The sequence below is a fragment of the Achromobacter sp. DMS1 genome (assembly GCF_001270295.1).
This window is the reverse complement of sequence record NZ_LHSJ01000054.1, coordinates 1-18232: the sequence shown is the minus strand read 5'-3', so window position 1 is coordinate 18232 and position 18232 is coordinate 1. Positions and strand designations below refer to the sequence as shown.

Sequence of the window (18232 nt, the reverse complement as noted above, 5' to 3'; positions counted from 1 at the left end):
ACGTCGGACAACAAGATCTTCCAGAACAAGTCGGCCCCGGACGTGATCCAGGAGGTGCTGTCCGACTACAAGTTTCCGGTCGAGGTCAAGCTGGCCGACAACTACCGCAACTGGGAATACTGCGTGCAGTACCAGGAAACCGACTTCGCCTTCATCAGCCGCCTGATGGAGCACGAAGGCATCTACTACTGGTTCAAGCACGAGAACGGCAAGCACACGCTGGTGCTCACCGATGACGTCACGCAGCACGATCCGCTGCCCGGCTACGAGACCATTCCCTACTACGGGCCGGACCGCGCGGCGGTGCCTCAGGAGGAGTACATCTCCAGTTGGGAGGTGTCGGAGGAGATCACGCCGGGCGCTTTCGTCACCAACGACTATCATTTCAAGACCCCGGGCGCCATGCTGGAAGCCCGGCGCAACAATCCGGGCGCCTACGACAACGGCGACCTGGAAGTCTACGAATGGCAGGGGGGCTACACCAGCGCGGCGGATGCCGAGCGCTATACGCGCGTGCGCCTGGAAGACCTGCAATGCCGCCAGGAGCAGGTCAGCGGCGCTTGCAATGTGCGCGGCGCCGCGCCCGGCTATCTGTTTACCTTGCGCAACCACCCGCGCCAGAGCGAAAACCGCGAATACCTGGTGGTGGGCGCGCGCTACCGCATCCGCGAGGGCGGCTACGCGAGCGGCGCGGGCGGCGCCAGCCTGTTCGACGTGGACTTCACGGTGCTGCCGTCCAACGTGCAGTTCCGCGCGCCGCGCGTCACGCCCATGCCCCACACGCACGGCCCGCAGACCGCCAGGGTGGTGGGCAAGCAGGGCGAGGAAATCTGGACCGACAGCTACGGCCGCGTGAAGGTGCAGTTCCACTGGGACCGCTATGGGCAGAAGAACGAAAACAGCTCCTGCTGGGTGCGCGTTTCCAGCCCGTGGGCGGGCGGGGGCTTCGGCGGCATCCAGCTTCCGCGCGTGGGCGACGAAGTCATCGTGGACTTCATCGGCGGGCATCCCGACCGGCCCATCATCATCGGCCGCGTCTACAACGCGGGCAACATGCCGCCCTGGAACCTGCCGGACAACGCCACGCAGAGCGGTTTCCTGAGCCGCTCCAAGGACGGCACGCCGCGCACGGCCAATGCCTTCATGTTCGAGGACAAGCCCGGCCAGGAAGAGATCTGGCTGCACGCGGAACGCAACTACCGCACCGAGGTCGAGCTGCACGAAACGCACACCACGGACGGCAACCGCACGACCGCCATCGGCGTGCACGACGCCACCACCGTGGGCGGCAACCGCAGCATCCACGTCACCGGCGCCGACCTGCTGACGGTGGGCCAGACCCGCGACGTGACGGTCACGGGGCATGAAAACTACACCGTCAAGGCCTCGCGCAAGACCGAGGTGCAGAACGGCATGAACACCGAGATCTACGGCCAGGGCCTGACCACCACGGTCAAGGCCGTGGGCGAGACTCGCGACATCACGGGACCGTTCAAGGAAACGCTGCACAATACCGAGACCCGCACGGTGACGGGCCTTTTCAACGAAACCTTGAACGGCGGCGAGCTGCGCACGGTGAACAAGGCTTCGAACGTCACCATCAAGGACGGCAGCATCCTGACCGTGGCGACCGGGGACTCGGTGCGCAAGGTGTCGGCCGGATCGCTGGAGGAAACGGTGAACGGCCACGTCAAGCTGACTTCCGAAACCTCGGGCATGGACATCCACGCGCCGCAGACCATCAACATCACCAGCGACGTCGACGTGGTCCTGCAGGGCAAGAAGGTCAAGGACCTGTCCACGTCGAGCTGGCTCAAGGCCACGCCCTTCGGGCTGACCCTGACGGTGGCGCAGAGCACCATGGGCGTCTTCAATGCCGCGCTGTGGCGCTCCAACCTGGCCATGGCGCTTTCCACCGCTTCCGTTTCGGTGATCAGCAGCAACGTGTCCGGCGTTTCGTACAAGGTGGCGGCGGCGGATTATAAGAACAAGGGGCTGGAAACCGAAGCCATCGGCTTGAAGTCGGCCCTCTGCGGCCTTTTTACGCTGATCTGAGCGCGGCAGCGCATGGACGGCCACCAACCTCCAACACAGAAGAAAGGAATATTCAAGCATATGGATTTGCCAACTTGGGCGTGGTGGGCGATCGGGCTGGGTCTGTTCGTGGTGATCGAGGCCTGCGTGGCCCTCTGGTTCATCCGCAAGCAGGTCCAGCGCCGCCAGGAGGCGGCCGCGCAGGTCGAGCAGGTGCGGCGCACCGGCGATCCGGCCTCGGCCCTGGTGCTGGAGGCCACGGATACCGGCAAGCGGCTGGGGGCCTACACCTATTTCGTGGTGAAGCTGCGCCTGCGCGTCACGCCCGCGGCGGGCGAGGCGTTCGAGACGGAAATCAACGCCAACATCTCGCCGGTGCGCATTCCGGATTTCGCCGAGGGCAAGGTCATCGCCGTGCGCGTCGATCCGCGTACCCGCGCGGTGGCGGTGGACCAGCGCACGCAGTAGGACATGAAAACCGTGAAGCCGTCCCGCCTCAGCCTGCTCTCTCGCCCCTACCGGTGGCGCGGGGAGGACTGGCTGGGCGTGGCCGTCATGGCGCTGGCCGGCCTGGAGGACGAGCCGCGCCTCTACACCGAGCAGGACCTGTGGCGCACGGCCGCCGAAGAGGGCGACGGCGCGCTGGACGGCTGGCCGGCCTGGCGGCGCCGCAGGACATCCCGGTGGCATTCACCGTGTCGGTGGGCGTGGCCCACTACCCCACGCACGGCGCCACGCTCGCCGAAACCCTGGACCGCGCGGACCAGGCGCTCTACTACGCCAAGCGCCATGGCCGGGACGCCGTGTGCGTGGCGGACGACCAGTCAGAGGGCCGCGTGCGGAAGATGGCCTGACCCGTGTCCGCCTGGCCGCCTACCTGGCGCGCGCGGGCGGCGCCTTGGGCGGCTGCTGCATCTGCTTGAGCAGCGGGCCGCAGGCGTTTTCCTCGTTGGCGCTGGGCGCGATGAGGGCCAGCAGGCCGGCGCCGGCGTGAGCAGCACGCCCAGGGCCACCATGCCCGCGCCCCGGGCCGCCAGCGGCCCCACGTGCACGCCGACGTCCGGCGAGCCGAAGGTGCCGCGCACGTAAAGCGGCGAACGCAGCGAGAAGATGCGAAAGCCCTTGCTGTCCGGCGTGATGTCCAGGTCCAGTTTCTCGTTCTTGAAATCCGCGCTGCCGGTGATGCTGATGAGCGCGTTTTCCGTGTCGAAGACGAATACCCGGGGCGTCATGACGCCGTTCTTCATCTGCAGGTCGGCCGCGCCGCAATTGATGGGAACCTCGTCGTCGCCGAAGAGCTTGGACACGACGTAGTTGCCCACGTTCAGCCCGGCGATTTCCATCAGGCTGCGGCTGATGACGCCGTCATTGATGAGCATTTTCACGTCGCCGCTCGCCGTGCCCAGCAGCGCCGCCACCGAATTGCCCGCACCGCTCACCGCAAGGTCGCCGTTCATCTCGCCCAGGGTCTTCTGCATGGACTCGGTGACGGGAAACAGCTGCTTGAGCCGCAGGCGGCGGGCCCGGACATCCATGCGGCCGGTCATGGTCTTGCCCGAACCGTCCAGCCGCACGGTGCCGTTGATGGCGCCGCCCGCCATGCCGAAGCCGACGGGGTCCAGCGCCAGCTTGCCGTCGTCCAGCACCAGGTGCGCCGACAGGCCGGACAGCGGCAGTTTGCCGCCATGCACGATGCGCCCGGCCTCCAGCGACACGTCCGCGTCCATGTCGCGCCAGCGGTCGGTGCGGAATTCCTGGTTGGGCAGCACCTTGCCGCCCGGCGGACGCCGGGGCGCGTCCTTCTCCTGCGCGGCCGTCTGCCTGCCCGACGGCACGCCGATGAGCGGGCCGAGATCGGCCATGCGCAATTGCCGCGAAGAGAACGTGCCGCTGAGCTTGGGCCGGGGCAGGCCCAGGGCGAAGCGCACGTCGCCGTGCAGGTCGCTGTTGCCCACCTGGCCGTTAAAGCCGCGGTATTCGAACACGGCGCCGCCCCGGTCGCGCAAGCGCGCCACCAGGTGGCCGTCGGTGGAATAAGGCGGCGTGTCGGGCAGAGTCACGCCTGTCAGCGGATAGAGCTGGGCCATGGACGCGCCCGAGAGCTTCAGGCGCAGGTCGAGGGCGCCGAGGTTGACCGGGTCGGTCAGCGTGCCCACCACCGCGGCGCGGGTTCCGCCCACGGTCACATCGGCCTGCACCGGAAAAGGCTGGCTGGCGTCCTGCAGGGCCAGCATGCCGCCCACCTTGCCTTCGCCCTTGACGGGCATCCCCTTGTACTTGCCCTCCGCCTTCCAGCCGAAGACGTAATCGCGCGGCGCGGGCGCAGGCCCGGACTTCGCGTTCTTCGGCTTCCCGTCATCCTCCTGCCCGTCCTCCGGCTTCGGCTCCTCCTGCTTCGCGCCCTCCGTCTTTTCCCCGTCCCTGGCAAAAGCCTGTCCGGCCACGTCGCCGAAAGGCACGGGCTTGCCCAGCGGGTCGACCAGCACGGTCAGGTCCGCCTTGAGCGTCTCGTCCACCAGCGCCACCCGGCCCTTGTCGAAGCCGATCTCGTTAATGTCCAGCACCCACGGCGAAGGCTCGCCGGTTTCGGGCAGGGTGAACACCCAGTTCGCGCGGCCGTCGGCCAGCCGCTGCAGGTCGGCGGCGGGCCCGGTGAGCTGGATGCGGCGGATCGCCAGACGCTGGCGCAGCAGCGGCAGGGGCGCCACGCTGAACTCCGCGCGCTCGAGCGAGGCGAAGGCGGGCGCCTTGGCCCACGGCGCGTTGCCCACCACGATATCGTTGGCGGCAATGTGCGGCCATGGCACCCACGCCCGCCAGCCGCCTTCGTCGGGCTCGCGCGTCCATTGGACGGAAAGGTCGCCGTTGATGGCAAAGGGCCGCCCGATGGCGGCGCTGACGCGCTCGTTGATGGTCGGCTTGAGCCGGTTCCAGTCGAACGTGGCGATCACGACGACCAGCGCCGCCAAAACCACGACGAGGACACTGACGATTCCTATTGCTGCTTTTTTTGTACGCGTCATGCTTGTTATCCTACGCGGTTCTTTCGCGCCGATTGTCCCCGGCGCTCCGTCCCCCTAGGGTAGCGCGGGCCGCGCGCCGGGTTAAGCTTGCCGGCCGGATAATGTGTGTGGATCTTTCCACCTCCCGGAGCCCCGTGCCGGGCCGCCGCCCCGCGCTCCCCAGGCGCGGGCGCGGCTGGCGGGGCGGCCGCGCAGCGCCCCGGCGTTACAAACCGAAAACGCTGCGCCTTCCCGGCGACACCCAAGACGGACGCGTTCGCGAGAACGCCAGGCAGCACCAACCGGAGGCCCGATGCGGCATTCAACCCTGATTTTCGTGGCGGCGAGTTTCGTCTTGCTGACCTTGAGCCGCCTGGCGCTTGCGCTCTGGCAGCGCGAGCGCATGCGCAATGCCGGCGGCCTGGTTCCGCTCATGCTGGGCGGGCTGCGCATCGACGCCCACCAGATCGCCGTGCTGGCCGCCGCGCCCGCCGTGCTCTCGCCCTGGCTCGGCCACTATCCCCTGGCCGCCGCCATCGCCAGCGGCTGGTATCTGTTCGCCTTCGTCCTGCTGGCCTTCCTGGAGATCGCCTCGCCGGCGTTCATCCTCGAATACGACACCCGGCCCAACCGGCTGTTCGTGGAGTATCTGAAACATCCGCGCGAAGTGTCCACCATGCTGTGGCGCGGCTACAAGACGGCGCTGCTGGGCGGACTGGCGGCGGTCGCGCTCCTCGCCTGGGCCGGCTACGCGATTTTCTGGCCACCGCGGCCCGACGCGCCGCTGTCCTGGTGGCAGATGCCGCTGGCCAGCCTCGCCATCCTGGCCGTGGTCATCCTGTCCATCCGCGGCACGCTGGGCCACCGCCCCATCAACCCGTCTTCCGTGGCCTACTGCGGTGACGGCATGCTGAACACGCTGGCGCTCAATTCGCTGTACAGCGTGAGCTATGCCATCTACAGCATGAAGAACGAGAAATCGGCCTCCGATGTGTACGGCGGCATGGACGAACCCGAAATGCACGAGCGCGTCCTGGCGCAGGCCGGGCTGCCCCGTCCGCCGGCCCATCCCGACTACCCCAGCCTGCACGCGCAGCCGGCTACGCGCCGCACCCGCCGCCCGCTCAACCTGGTCATCATTCTCGAAGAGAGCCTGGGCGCGCAGTACAGCGCCGCGCTGGGCGGTATGGGCCTGACGCCCGAACTGGACGCGCTGGCGCGCGAGGCCTGGTCCCTGACGCGCTGCTACGCCACGGGCACCCGCTCGGTGCGCGGCCTGGAGGCCGTCACCACCGGGTTCCTGCCCACCCCCGCGCAAGCCGTGCTGAAGCTGCCGCGCTCGCAGCGGGGCTTTTTCTCGCTGGCCGATCTGCTCGGGCGCCACGGCTACCATTCGCGCTTCATCTACGGCGGCGAGGCGCACTTCGACAACATGAAGGGCTTCTTCCTCGGCAACGGCTTCAACCAGATCATCGAGCGCGCCGATTTCGACAACCCCGTATTCGTCGGCACCTGGGGCGCCAGCGACGAAGACATGTTCAACGAGCTGCACCGCCGCCTGAGCGCCGACGGCGAGCAGCCCACCTTCACACTGGCCTTCAGCGTGTCCAACCATACGCCCTGGGAGTATCCGGCCGGGCGCATCCAGACCGAAGGCAATCCCGCCACGGTGGAAAACACCGTGCGCTACGCCGATTGGGCGCTGGGACGCTTCTTCGAGCAGGCCAAGGCCTCGCCTTACTGGGAAAACACGGTATTCCTGATCGCGGCCGACCACGACTCGCGGGTCTTCGGCGCCAGCCTGGTGCCGGTGCGGCACTTCCACATTCCGGCCGTGGTGCTGGGCGGAGGCATCGAGCCGCGCGCCGACGACCGCCTCGTCAGCCAGATCGACCTGCCGCCCACGCTGCTGTCGCTCATCGGCGTGGACACCGAGCACCCCATGATCGGCCACGATCTCACCCGCAGCACGCCCGACCGCGCCATCATGCAGTACGACAGCACCTACGGGTATCTCAAGGGATCGGACCTGCTGGTGCTCGCGCCCAACCGGCCGGCCGTGCAATTCCGCTATTGCGCGCCCGAAACCTACGACGCCGCCGAACTCGACCGCGAACTGGCCCGCGAGGCGCTGGCGCACGCGCTCTGGCCGAGCTGGGCGTACCGGGAAGGCCGCTACTGCCTGCCCGGGCGGGCGCCGTCCGCCTAGGGCGCGTCACTCCGGCCGGTCAGCGCGGGCGGGCGAATGCTCGCCGGGCGCGCTCGCAGCGCGCATGGCAGTGGCAATCGGGGCTGTGGTCGTTCACCATGCCGACCGACTGCATGAAGGCATACACGGTCGTGGGGCCCACGAACTTCCAGCCCAGTTTTTTCAGCGCCCGGGAAAGCGCCTCCGATTGCGGCGAGGTCGAGGCGCCGTAGGTGGAAGGCGAGCCGGCCGGCGCCTCGTGGCCCCAGAAGAACGCTCCCAGCGATCCTTCGCGCTCCTGCATTTCCAGCGCCCGCCTGGCATTGTTGACCACCGCCTCGATCTTGCCGCGGTGGCGCACGATGCCGGCATCGGCCAGCAGCGCCTGCACTTCCCGCTCGCCGTAGCGCGCCACGCGCGCCGGATCGAAGCCGGAGAATGCGCGCCGGAAAGCCTCGCGCTTCATGAGTATGGTGCGCCAGCTCAGGCCCGACTGGAATCCTTCCAGGCAGAGCTGCTCGAACAGCCCCTGGTCGTCGCCACGAGGCACACCCCATTCGGCATCGTGGTAGGCCATATATTCGGGCGACGCGTCCACCCAGTGGCAGCGGCGCAGTCCGTCGGCGTGGGCGATGGCGGCGGGCATCGGTAACTCCTGCAGTGAAAGAGGCGGAGTCCGATGCTACCGCAGCCCGGCGCCGCGTTCCCTCCGCCGTGTTGCATGCCCGCCAAAGGCCGGCCGCGCGCCGGAAAAAACCCTGGAGCGCCGGCGCGGAATTCCTTTAAATTAGCGTTACGCCGGGCAGATTCCCGGCCACACGGGCTTGCCGCGCGGCAAGCCCGTTTTGCGTCCTTCGCCGGCCCGGATTTCCCGCCATGTCCCTAGAGACCGTTGCCCTGACCCTCGTGTCGCCCGCCACCCTGGCCGGCGACGACCCCGCCGCCAACCCCTGCCTGAACTGTGGCGCCTGTTGCGCGCACTTCCGCGTGTCGTTCTATTGCGGCGAACTGGCGGGAGAAAACGGCGGGCGCGTGCCCGTGGAGCTGGTCACCCAGATGAGCCCGCTGCGCGCGTGCATGAAAGGCACCGAGCAGGGCGGCGGCCGCTGCGTGGCCCTGCGCGGCGAACTGGGCCGCCCGGGCATTCACTGCGCCATCTACGAAGACCGTCCGTCGCCCTGCCGGGAATTCGAGATCTGGCAGCCGGACGGCTCGCCGAATCCGGACTGCCAGCGCCTGCGCGCCCGTCTCGGCCTGGCGCCCGTGCCGCCCCGCCCGGATGCGGAGAACGATCCCGAAGGGCCGCTGCACCCCGACCAGCCCGCGGCCGCCTGAAGACGGTCAGCCGCGGCCGGCCAGGTAGCGCGTCGGCGTGACGCCGAACGCGGCGCGGAAGCTGCCGATGAAGGCGCTGGTGCTCTCGTAGCCCACCGACAGCGCGGCCTCGGTGACGGAACCGCCCCGGCACAGCATCTCCAGCGCCCGCAGCAGGCGGGCCTGCTGACGCCATCGCCCGAACGTCATGCCGGTTTCCTGGCGGAAGCGCCGCATCAGCGTGCGCGAAGACATGTTCAGCCGCTGGGCCCACTCGTCGATGCCGGCCGGATCGTCCGGCGCGCCCATGATGGTGTGGGCCAGGTCGCGCAGGCGCCCGTCGTCCGGCATGGGCAGCCGCAGCGGGGCGTGTTCGCGCTGGCGGATTTCCTCGAGCAGCACCTCGAACAGTTGCGCCAGATAGGCCGGCGACAGCTCGCCCGGCGCGCTCTGCGTGAAGCGCTGCATCAGCGCGTCGATGAGCGGCGTCGAGGACCAGGAGCAGCACTGTGCCGGCAGCCGGCCGCAGACGTCGGGACGCACGTACAGAAACGAGCCGCGGGCCTGGCCGAACCAGCGCGCGCCATGCTGCAGGCGGGGCGGCACCCAGCCGAGGCTGCGGGGCACCGCCGTCCAGACTTCGCCCTCGGCCTGCACCATGACCAGACCCTCGTGCACGAGCACGAGCATGCCGTCCTCGTGCGCATGGGAGGGCACGTCTATGCCTTTGGTTTCGCGGCGGCCGCGGACGCTGAAGGGAGTGAGCAATTCCCCCTGGCCGGCGGGCGCAATGGCCACATCGAGCATGGTTGGCAGGTTTGAGCTATTGGTTGTCGGGTTTTCGCAAGCGACGGCTTTTGAAAATGTACATCATTCTCATCAGCCGGGCACCGTCATGCCGCCCGGCCGGAGAACCCCATGGACTACAGCCGCTTGCGCGAGGCCGGCGTCAAGGCCACCCTGCCCCGCCTGAAAATCCTGGATGTCTTTCACCAGCATCCGGACAGGCACATGAGCGCGGCCGACGTGTACCGCACCCTCGTAGCCGACCGCAGCAACATCGGACTGGCCACCGTCTACCGCGTGCTGGCCCAGCTCGAGGAAGCGGGCCTTCTGCGCCGCACCGCGCTGGACGTGCACACCACCGTGTACGAACTGAACGACGGCGAGCGCCACGACCATCTGGTCTGCACCCATTGCGGCCGGATCCTGGAAGCCAGCGACCCCGGTCTGGATGCATTGCTGCGCCGCATCGCGCGGCGCAGCGGTTTCGCCCTTCAATCCTACAGCCTGGTGCTCTACGGCGACTGCGGTTGCCGCAGGCGCCAGGCCGACCCGCCCATGCGAGGAGAGTTCGAATGAACCCCGAAGACTTCGTTTTCCACGACCTGTCCCGGTTTCCCATTGTCACCGCCCGCGGCGGGCGGCCCGGGGGCTACGCGCAGGGCTGGATACGGGAAATGGAAATGCTGGTGGACAACCCCTGCTCCTTCGTACTCGTGGTGCCCAACCTGCAGCAGGACATGGCCCAGGAAGACCGCAAGGCCATGGTGGCATGGCAGACGGAGAACATGCCCCGGCTGCGGGCGCGCTGCCGCGCCTTCGTGGGCGTCGAGCGCAATCCGCAGGCGCGGGAAAAGACCCGGCAGCGGGGCGAGAAAATGTCGCGCGCCTTCGGCATGCCGTTCCTGGTGGTGGCGACGGCCGAGGAAGCCGTGCAGTGCGCGCGCGAGCTGCTGGGCCAGTCGGGCCCGGGCGGCTTCAATGTCACCTGAATCGTCACCCGGATCGCCGCGCCCGGGCGGTTCCTGCTGGCGGATGGCTTAAGAGTGCCGGCGCGCGCGCCGTTCTCCAGGCACGCTCCCGGCCCGCGCCGGGCCCATTCTTCCACCCATCCGCCAGGCATGAACCACGCCCTCGCCTGTATTTTTTGCCACGCCACGCTCGCGCAGGGCGCGCTGCTGCTCGAAAAGAACAACGCGGCCCTGTGCCGGCCCTGCTGCGAATCCTTTGCCGCGCAGTTCTCCGAACATGCCTGGCATATGGCCTGCACCGCCGAAGAGCAGTTGGACGTGCTGCTCTGCGAAAGCCAGCGCGCCCTGAAACACAGCGAGACCCTGGCCGAGCGCGCCCGCGCCTGCGGCCTGAACCTGGAGACGCTGGCCGCGGTTCCGCGCCGTCCGCTGTCCTGAACGCCGCCTGCGCGCGACGGTTTCCCGCCGCATGGGAATGAGCACGGCTTTCATTCCCACCCCCGCGTCCGCTTCCGCGCGGCTGCGGGCGACACCTCGATCTCTTCCAGGGTGCAACCGCCGTGCGGCCCTGGTTACGGGCAGGTTCACCGAGGGATGCCCCGGCTCGGGGATTACCCGCTGACACCCCGCCGTCTTGGGTTATCCCTAGTTCCTCGAAGGCGCAACCCGTCAATATTCTCTGGTTAAGGATGGTCTGAACAATTCCCCCGCCCAACGGTAAACTTCGTCTGTCACGCCCTCTCGAGTCTGTTCATCATGAGCCAACTGAGTTTTTCTGAAGCGGAATTTGCCGGTAAGCGCAAGAAGACACGCCGTGAGAAGTTCTTGAACGAGATGGATCGCACGGTGCCGTGGGATTACCTGGCCGGTGAGATTGCCAAGCACTACCCGCAAGAAGGCAAGGTGGGTCGCCAGCCGTATCCCATTGAGACGATGCTGCGGATTCACTTCATGCAGCAATGGTTCAACCTGAGCGACCCAGCGATGGAAGAGGCGTTGTACGACAGTTTTTCGATGCGCCAGTTCGCCAAGCTGCCCGGTGGTCGTGCGCCGGACGAGACGACGATCCTGAACTTTCGTCACCTGCTTGAGAAGCACAACATTGCCGAAGAAATGTTCGAAGGCGTGAACCTGCTGCTGCAAGACTATGGGCTGATGGTGCGCCGGGGAACGATTGTGGACGCGACGATCATCGATGCGCCCAGCTCGACGAAGAACGCCCAGGGCGCGCGGGACCCCGAGATGCACCAGACCAAGAAAGGCAATAACTACTTCTTCGGCATGAAGGCGCACATCGGGGTCGATCTGCATACGGGCTTGGTGCATTCGGTGGTGGGTACGGCGGCCAACGTGGCGGATGTGACGCAGGTCGATGGGCTGCTGCACGGGGAGGAAGAACTGGTCTTGGGTGATGCGGGCTATCAAGGTGTGGGCAAGCGCGAAGAACACCAGGGGCGCGATGTGCAGTGGCATATTGCGTTGCGCCCGAGCCTGCGCAAGAAGTTGAGCAAGACGGTGCAATCCTTGCAAGACGCCTATGAACACACCAAGGCCAGCCTGCGGGCCAAGGTGGAGCACCCGTTTCGGGTGATCAAACGGCAGTTCGGCTACACGAAGGTGAGGTATCGGGGGCTGGCGAAAAACACCGCGCAGTTGCTGACGCTGTTCACGTTGAGCAATCTGTGGATGGCGCGACGACATTTGATGGCAGAGGTGCGCCCATAGGACATCAAAAGGCCCGGAAACGGGCTCTTTTGAGCGAAAACACGACGGAAAATCGGGATTTTGGACGTTTTTTTCTGATTTTCTGAAATCAGGCGACAAGCAGTGATGAATTTGGGTCGGCTGGCTGATTGTTCAGACCGTCCCTAACCGCAAAGACCGCAGAGTCGTAACCGGAGGAGCCCGAACCCCGAGCCGGCACTCGCACTCAAGGAATCCACGTCTTGGATAACACGTCCCCGATCGATTCGTCCGCCATGGCCGGACACGCGCGCCGCGCGCCCCGGATTCCATGGGCCACCTGGCTGCATCGCGTCTTCGTGGTTCTCATGTACGGCTTCATGCTCTGCCCGATCATCCTCGTGGTGTGGCTGAGCTTCTTCAAGGACGCCATCCTGTATTTCCCGCCATCGGGATACACCCTGTCCTGGTACGTGAGGGCTTGGGACAACCCCGCCTTCGCCAACGGCTTCGTCTTCAGCCTGCAGGTGGCGCTGCTGGCCGCCGTCGTCGGCGTGGCCATGGGCGTGCTGGCCGCCGTCGGCATTGCCCGCTACCGCTTCCTGGGCAGCAAGGGCGTGAACACGCTGCTGCTCTCGCCGCTGCTGATTCCCGGCATCGTGGCGGGCGTGGGCATCTACCTGTTCTACCTGCGCGCCGAGAACGCGCTCGACCAGGACATCGTGGGCACGTTCGGCGGACTGGTCATCGCGCACATCTGCCTCACCATTCCCTGGACCGTGCGGCTGGTCATGGCCGGCATGGAAGGGCTGGACGGCTCGATCGAAGAGGCCGCCCGCAACCTGGGCGCCAGCGCGCCGGTGGCGTTCATGCGCGTCACCCTGCCCATGCTGCGCCCCTCCATCGTGGCCGCCGCGCTCTTCAGCTTCGTCGTGTCTTTCGAGAACCTGGAGCTGTCGCTCTCGCTCGCCGGGCCGGGCCGCACCACGCTGCCCATCGCCATCATGCAGTACCTGGAGTTCAATCTCGACCCGACCATCGCCTCGGTGGCGTCGGTCCAGATCCTGCTGCTGGGTCTCATCATGCTGGTGACCGACCGCTACGTAAAACTGAGTCAGGTGGTATAGGAAGTCATGGCCAAAGTCTGCATCGAAAACCTCCGCAAGCAATTCGGCGCGTCGGTCGCCGTGTCCGACTTCACGCTGGACATCGCCGAAGGCGAGCTGGTCACCTTCCTCGGTCCCAGCGGCTGCGGCAAGACCACCACGCTGCGCATGATCGCCGGGTTCATCGCACCCACTTCCGGGCGCATCCTCATCGGCGACACCGACGTCACCCGCCTGCCCGTGCACAAGCGCGACACCGGCATGGTGTTCCAGCGCTATGCCCTGTTCCCGCACATGACCGTGGCCGAGAACGTGGCGTTCGGCCTGGAGATGCACAAGGTGCCCAGGGCGGAACGCGACGGCAAGATCCGCCGCGTGCTCGACATGGTGCGCATGACCGAGCTGCGCGACCGCTACCCGCGCCAGCTTTCGGGCGGCCAGCAGCAGCGCGTGGCCATCGCGCGCGCCCTGGCCATCGAGCCCAAGGTATTCCTGCTGGACGAGCCGCTGTCCAACCTGGACGCCAAGCTGCGCGTCGAAGTGCGCGAGGAAATCCGCGCGCTGCAGCAGCGGCTCGGCCTGACCACTATCTTCGTCACCCACGACCAGGAAGAGGCGCTGGCCATCGCCGACCGCATGGCCATCATGAACGACGGCATCGTGCAGCAGGTGGGCTCGCCGGACACGCTGTACGAACGCCCCGCCAACCTGTTCGTGGCCGACTTCCTGGGCAAGATGAACGTGTTCAAGGGACGCGGCAACGCGCACAGCGTGTTCGAAACCGCCGCCGGGCAGCGCATCGCCGCGGCGGACGGCGCGCAGGCCACGCACCTGGGCGTGCGGCCCGAGCGCGTCAGGCTGCAGGCGCAGCCGGCCGGCGCGAACGCCCTGGCCGGCGTGGTGGAATCGTCGCTCTATCTCGGGTCCGTGCTGGAAGTGCGGGTGCGGCTCGACGGCGGCGACCGCCTCGTCAGCCAGATCGTCAACGGCGGCGAGCGCTCGGCGGCGCCCGCGCCCGGCGAGCGCGTCTACGCCTGCTTCGAGCCGGCGGATTGCGTGGCCTTCACGCAATAGGAGCCGGGCATGCAAACCTCGAGCCAAAACGGCCGCGGCTCCCGCTGGCTGGGAGCGGGACTGGCGTTTCCCGCATCGCTGGTGGTGCTCATCATCATCATGGTTCCCATCCTGCAGCTGGCCCGCTACAGCTTCAACCACTTCGACCCGGCCGAGCTGATGCAGACGGCCTTTACCTTCGAGAACTACGCCAAGTTCTTCGGCGACCCGTACTACCGCGACATCTTCCTGACCACGCTGTGGATCGCGGCGCTGTGCACGGTGCTGGCGCTGGTGCTGGGATTCCCCGTAGCGTATTTCCTGGCGCGCACGCAGAGCCGCTACAAGAGCCTGTTCGTGATCCTGCTGGTCTTCCCGCTGATGGTGGGCAACGTGGTGCGGGCGGCCGGCTGGATGGTGGCGCTGGGCAATGCGGGCGTGGTCAACGCGGTGCTCCAGGGCCTGGGCCTGATCGACAAGCCCGTCGCCCTTATGTACACGCCGGCGGCGGTGGTCATCGGCACCACGGCCGTGGTCATGCCCTACCTGATCCTCACCCTGCAGAGCGTGCTCGAAGGCATGGACCTGTCGGTGGAGGAAGCCGCGCGCAACGTGGGCGCCAGCTTCTTCACCACCTTCCGCCGCATCGTGCTGCCCATCGCCGCGCCCGGCGTGGCCGCCGGCACCATGCTGGTGTTCATCCTGTGCATGAACGCCTACGCCACGCCCGTGCTCCTGGGCGGTTCCGGGCTCACCATGATGGCGCCGGCGCTCTACGACCAGATCACCAAGGCGTCCAACTGGCCCTTCGGCGCGGCGCTGGCCGTGGTGCTGGTGTGCGGCACGCTCGTCATTGCCCTGATTTCGAACTGGCTGATCCACCGCCGCTACGTCAAGACCATGGCGTCCTGACGCCGGCGCTTCTACGAGGAATTCCCATGTCCGCTGTGCTCTTCAAGAACGCCAACCTGCTCGACCCGCTGCAGGCCGACCTGCTGGAAGGCCATCACGTGCTGGTCGAAGACGGCAAGATCAAGGAAGTCTCCGACAAGCCCCTCTCGTCCTCGAGCGCGCGGGTGATCGACGCGGGCGGGCGCACGCTCATGCCCGGGCTGATCGACCTGCATGCGCACGTCATGGCCACGCAGCTCAACCTGAGCACCCAGGGCGTGCTGCCCGACGCCCTGGTGATGATGCGCGCCGTGCCCATCATGGCCGCCATGCTGCGGCGGGGCTTCACCACCATCCGCGACGCCGGCGGCGCGGGCTGGGGCCTGAAATGCGCCGTGAACGAAGGCACGGTCAAGGGGCCGCGCCTTTTCATCTCCGGCCGCGCCATCAGCCAGACGGGCGGCCACGGCGATCCGCGCCCCCGCTCCGACCACCTGCGCCCCATGAGCTTCTGCGGCTGCTGCTTCCGCGCGGGCGACATCGGCCGCGTGGCCGACGGCATCGACGACGTGCGCAAGGCGGTGCGCCAGGAACTGCAGATGGGCGCCGACCAGATCAAGATGATGGCTTCCGGCGGCGTGGCCTCGCCCACCGACCCTATCGCCTCCTTCGGCTACTCGGAAGACGAGATCCGCGTCATCGTGCAAGAGGCGGCGGGCCGCCAGACCTACGTCATGGCTCACTCCTACACCGCCGACGCCATCGAGCGCGCGGTGCGCAACGGCGTGCGCACCATCGAGCACGGCAACCTGGTCGACGAGCGCGTGGCGCGCTTCATGGCCGAAAAAGGCGCCTACGTCGTCCCCACCCTGGTCACTTACGAAGCCCTGGCCAACGAGGGCGCCGAGTACGGACTGCCGCCGGACTCGGTGGCCAAGATCGCCACCGTGCGCACCGCGGGGCTGCACTCGCTGGAGATCTACAAGAAGGCCGGCGTCAAGATGGGCTTCGGCTCCGATCTGCTCGGCCCGTCGCAGCGCCTGCAGAGCGACGAATTCCGCATCCGGGCCGAAGTGCTGAGCGCGCAGGAAATCATCCAGAGCGCCACCACCACCGCGGCCGAAGTGCTGAACCAGACCGGGCAGCTCGGACGCGTGCAGGCCGGCGCCGAGGCCGACATCCTGCTGGTGGACGGCAACCCGTACCGCGACCTGTCGTGCCTGCTGGGCCAGGGCGAGCATATTCCTCTCGTCATGAAGGCGGGCGTCATCGAACACAACGCGCTGGGCCTCTGAACGGGGGCGCGGCAGCGCCACGGAGAACCGACACCATGAGCGACAATTTCCAGGATAGCGAGGTCGGCGAGGAATCGCGCGACGTCAACGCGGCCAAGGGCTGGCACCCGCCCTCCGATCCCGCCCCGCGCGACCGCGGCCAGGGCCCGTTCGGGCGGCTGGTGCTGCGCGGCGCGACCATCATCGACGGCACCGGCGCCCCCCCCCTGGGGGCCGGTGGACATCGTGGTCGAGAATGGGCGCATCGCCGCGCTGGTCAACGTGGGCACGCCGCACAAGCCCATCGACCCCCGGCGCCGGCCCGCGCCGGGCGAGCACGAGATCGACTGCCACGACAGATTCGTCACGCCGGGCTTCGTGGACGCCCACGCCCACATCGGCACGCCCTATCACGCCATGAGCGGCATCGTGCCGCCGGCCGACTACATCTACAAGCTGTGGCTGGCCCACGGCGTGACCACGGTGCGCGAAATGGGCGCCATCGGCGGCCTGGGCTGGACGCTGCGCCAGCGCGAGATGTCCGCGGCCAACGAAATCGCCGCGCCGCGCATGGTCGTGCATTCAGTGTTCCCGGCCGTCAACGACCGCGTCAAGACCATCCACACCCCCGAGCAGGGCCGTGAATGGGTGCGGCGGCTGAAGGCGCGCGGCGCGGACGGCATCAAGTTCTTCGGCGCGCCGCCGGCCATCATGCAGGCCGCGCTGGACGAGGCCGCCAAGGTCGGCCTGCGCTCGGGCTGCCACCATGCCCAGATGGCCGTCACGCGGGTGAACGCGCTGAAGTCGGCGCGCTGGGGGCTGACCAGCTCCGAGCACTACTACGGCCTGCCCGAGGCGCTCTTCGAAGACCGCGTGGTGCAGTCGTTTCCCACCGACTACAACTACAGCGACGAGTACTACCGCTTCGCGGTCGCCGGACAGACCTTTCTGCAGGCCGCGCAGCCCGGCTCGGCCAAATGGCGTGAGGTCATGGACGCGTTCCTGGAGCTGGGCCACACCTTCGTGCCCACCTTCAACATCTACGACGCCAACCGCGACCTGATGCGCGCGCGCCGCGCCGACTGGCACGACGCCTACACCTGGAAGGCCGTCTGGAAATACTTCCAGCCGCAGCGCGGCGGCCACGGCGCGTATTGGTACCGGTGGAGCACGTCCAACGAAATCGAATGGAAACAGAACTACCGGCTCTGGATGCAGTTCGTCAACGAATACAAGAACCTGGGCGGTCGCGTATGCGCGGGCTCGGATTCGGGCTTCATCTTCCAGATCTACGGCTTCGGCTTCATCCGCGAACTGGAGCTGCTGCAGGAAGCGGGCTTCCATCCCCTCGAGGTGCTGCGCGCCGCCACCTCGCAAAGCGCGGACCTGCTCGGCATCGGCGAACAGACCGGCTCCATCGACGTGGGCAAGGACGCCGACCTGCTCATCCACGACCAGAACCCGCTGGCCGACTTCAAGCTGCTGTACGGCACCGGCGCCATGCGCCTGAATGATGACACGGCGCAGGTCGAATGGCAGCGCTGCCTGCGGACGACCATCAAGCAGGGCGTGGTGTACGACACGGCCCAGCTGCTGGCCGACGTGCGCGCCATGGTCAGCCAGAGCTGGGACGGCGAAACGCCGCCCGGGGCCGGGAGCCCGCCGCAAGATGGCCATTGACCTGTTCCTGCTCTGCGGCTTCCTGGGCAGCGGCAAGACCACGCTGCTGGTGGATTTCCTGCGCGACCCGGCCGCGGCCGACACGGGCGTGATCGTCAACGAAGCGGGCGAGATCGGCGTGGACGGCGCCATTGTGGCCAACGAAAGCGACGGCGTGCCCATGGCCCTGCTGTCCAACGGCTGCGTCTGCTGCTCGCTGCGCAGCGACCTGGTGCACACGCTCGCCGCCCTGCTCGACGCGCCGCGCCCGTCC

Annotated in this window: 17 protein-coding genes and 1 pseudogene; 15 read left to right on the top strand and 3 right to left on the bottom strand. The window is 67.5% G+C overall.

Annotation, left to right across the window (positions count from 1 at the left end; genetic code table 11):
• The 3 genes from AD428_RS08615 to AD428_RS27645 form a co-directional block, all read left to right on the top strand.
• Window positions 1-2055 (top strand): type VI secretion system Vgr family protein (locus AD428_RS08615; protein ID WP_053244878.1); only part of this gene is annotated, 2055 nt, incomplete at its 5' end.
• 60 nt (window positions 2056-2115) lie between these two features.
• Window positions 2116-2502 (top strand): DUF4381 family protein, encoded by a 387-nt coding sequence (locus AD428_RS08610; RefSeq protein WP_053244814.1) that lies wholly within the window; start codon window positions 2116-2118, stop codon window positions 2500-2502.
• 140 nt (window positions 2503-2642) lie between these two features.
• The gene (locus AD428_RS27645) at window positions 2643-2888 is read left to right on the top strand and encodes a GGDEF domain-containing protein (protein WP_255352204.1); all 246 of its coding nucleotides are present in this window, start codon (window positions 2643-2645) and stop codon (window positions 2886-2888) included.
• A 19-nt stretch (window positions 2889-2907) separates the two neighbouring features.
• Here the strand turns inward: AD428_RS27645 and AD428_RS08605 are convergent.
• Window positions 2908-5057 (bottom strand): annotated as a pseudogene (locus tag AD428_RS08605) (AsmA family protein).
• A 292-nt stretch (window positions 5058-5349) separates the two neighbouring features.
• On the opposite strand from AD428_RS08605, the gene AD428_RS08600 reads away from it, so the two are divergent.
• Window positions 5350-7245 carry an LTA synthase family protein gene (locus tag AD428_RS08600; protein ID WP_053244877.1) on the top strand — a complete coding sequence of 632 codons (1896 nt, stop codon included), beginning with the start codon at window positions 5350-5352 and terminating at the stop codon, window positions 7243-7245.
• A 19-nt stretch (window positions 7246-7264) separates the two neighbouring features.
• Here AD428_RS08600 and AD428_RS08595 read toward each other — a convergent pair whose 3' ends face one another.
• The gene (locus AD428_RS08595) at window positions 7265-7870 is read right to left on the bottom strand and encodes a DNA-3-methyladenine glycosylase I (protein ID WP_053244876.1); all 606 of its coding nucleotides are present in this window, start codon (window positions 7868-7870) and stop codon (window positions 7265-7267) included.
• 230 nt (window positions 7871-8100) lie between these two features.
• On the opposite strand from AD428_RS08595, the gene AD428_RS08590 reads away from it, so the two are divergent.
• Window positions 8101-8559 carry a YkgJ family cysteine cluster protein gene (locus AD428_RS08590; RefSeq protein ID WP_053244875.1) on the top strand — a complete coding sequence of 153 codons (459 nt, stop codon included), beginning with the start codon at window positions 8101-8103 and terminating at the stop codon, window positions 8557-8559.
• A gap of 6 nt (window positions 8560-8565) precedes the next feature.
• Here AD428_RS08590 and AD428_RS08585 read toward each other — a convergent pair whose 3' ends face one another.
• Window positions 8566-9345: a helix-turn-helix domain-containing protein gene (locus AD428_RS08585; RefSeq protein ID WP_082308327.1), complete on the bottom strand. Its 780-nt coding sequence runs from the start codon at window positions 9343-9345 to the stop codon at window positions 8566-8568.
• Between the two features lie 111 nt (window positions 9346-9456).
• On the opposite strand from AD428_RS08585, the gene AD428_RS08580 reads away from it, so the two are divergent.
• The 10 genes from AD428_RS08580 to AD428_RS08535 form a co-directional block, all read left to right on the top strand.
• Window positions 9457-9900: a transcriptional repressor gene (locus AD428_RS08580; protein ID WP_053244874.1), complete on the top strand. Its 444-nt coding sequence runs from the start codon at window positions 9457-9459 to the stop codon at window positions 9898-9900.
• A complete protein-coding gene (locus tag AD428_RS08575) occupies window positions 9897-10313 on the top strand; it encodes a hypothetical protein (protein WP_053244873.1) in 417 nt (138 codons plus the stop codon). Before AD428_RS08580 ends, AD428_RS08575 begins: the two co-directional genes overlap by 4 nt.
• A 129-nt stretch (window positions 10314-10442) precedes the next feature.
• Window positions 10443-10730, top strand: coding sequence for a hypothetical protein (locus AD428_RS08570; RefSeq protein WP_053244872.1), 288 nt, complete (start codon window positions 10443-10445; stop codon window positions 10728-10730).
• Between the two features lie 318 nt (window positions 10731-11048).
• Complete coding sequence (locus tag AD428_RS08565; RefSeq protein WP_053244871.1) at window positions 11049-12017, top strand: IS5 family transposase; 969 nt, start codon at window positions 11049-11051, stop codon at window positions 12015-12017.
• A gap of 254 nt (window positions 12018-12271) precedes the next feature.
• Window positions 12272-13102, top strand: coding sequence for an ABC transporter permease (locus AD428_RS08560; RefSeq protein WP_053244879.1), 831 nt, complete (start codon window positions 12272-12274; stop codon window positions 13100-13102).
• A gap of 6 nt (window positions 13103-13108) precedes the next feature.
• Entirely contained in the window at window positions 13109-14155 is a 1047-nt protein-coding gene (locus AD428_RS08555; protein WP_053244870.1) for an ABC transporter ATP-binding protein, read from the top strand.
• A 9-nt stretch (window positions 14156-14164) separates the two neighbouring features.
• Window positions 14165-15046: an ABC transporter permease gene (locus tag AD428_RS08550; protein WP_053244869.1), complete on the top strand. Its 882-nt coding sequence runs from the start codon at window positions 14165-14167 to the stop codon at window positions 15044-15046.
• Window positions 15047-15072: 26 nt separating this feature from the next.
• Window positions 15073-16320, top strand: coding sequence for a metal-dependent hydrolase family protein (locus AD428_RS08545; protein WP_053244868.1), 1248 nt, complete (start codon window positions 15073-15075; stop codon window positions 16318-16320).
• Between the two features lie 225 nt (window positions 16321-16545).
• Window positions 16546-17979 carry an amidohydrolase family protein gene (locus AD428_RS08540; protein ID WP_235489558.1) on the top strand — a complete coding sequence of 478 codons (1434 nt, stop codon included), beginning with the start codon at window positions 16546-16548 and terminating at the stop codon, window positions 17977-17979.
• Window positions 17969-18232, top strand: a 264-nt coding sequence (locus AD428_RS08535) for a GTP-binding protein (RefSeq protein WP_160318559.1), incomplete at its 3' end; no start/stop codon positions are given. The genes AD428_RS08540 and AD428_RS08535, both read left to right, overlap by 11 nt.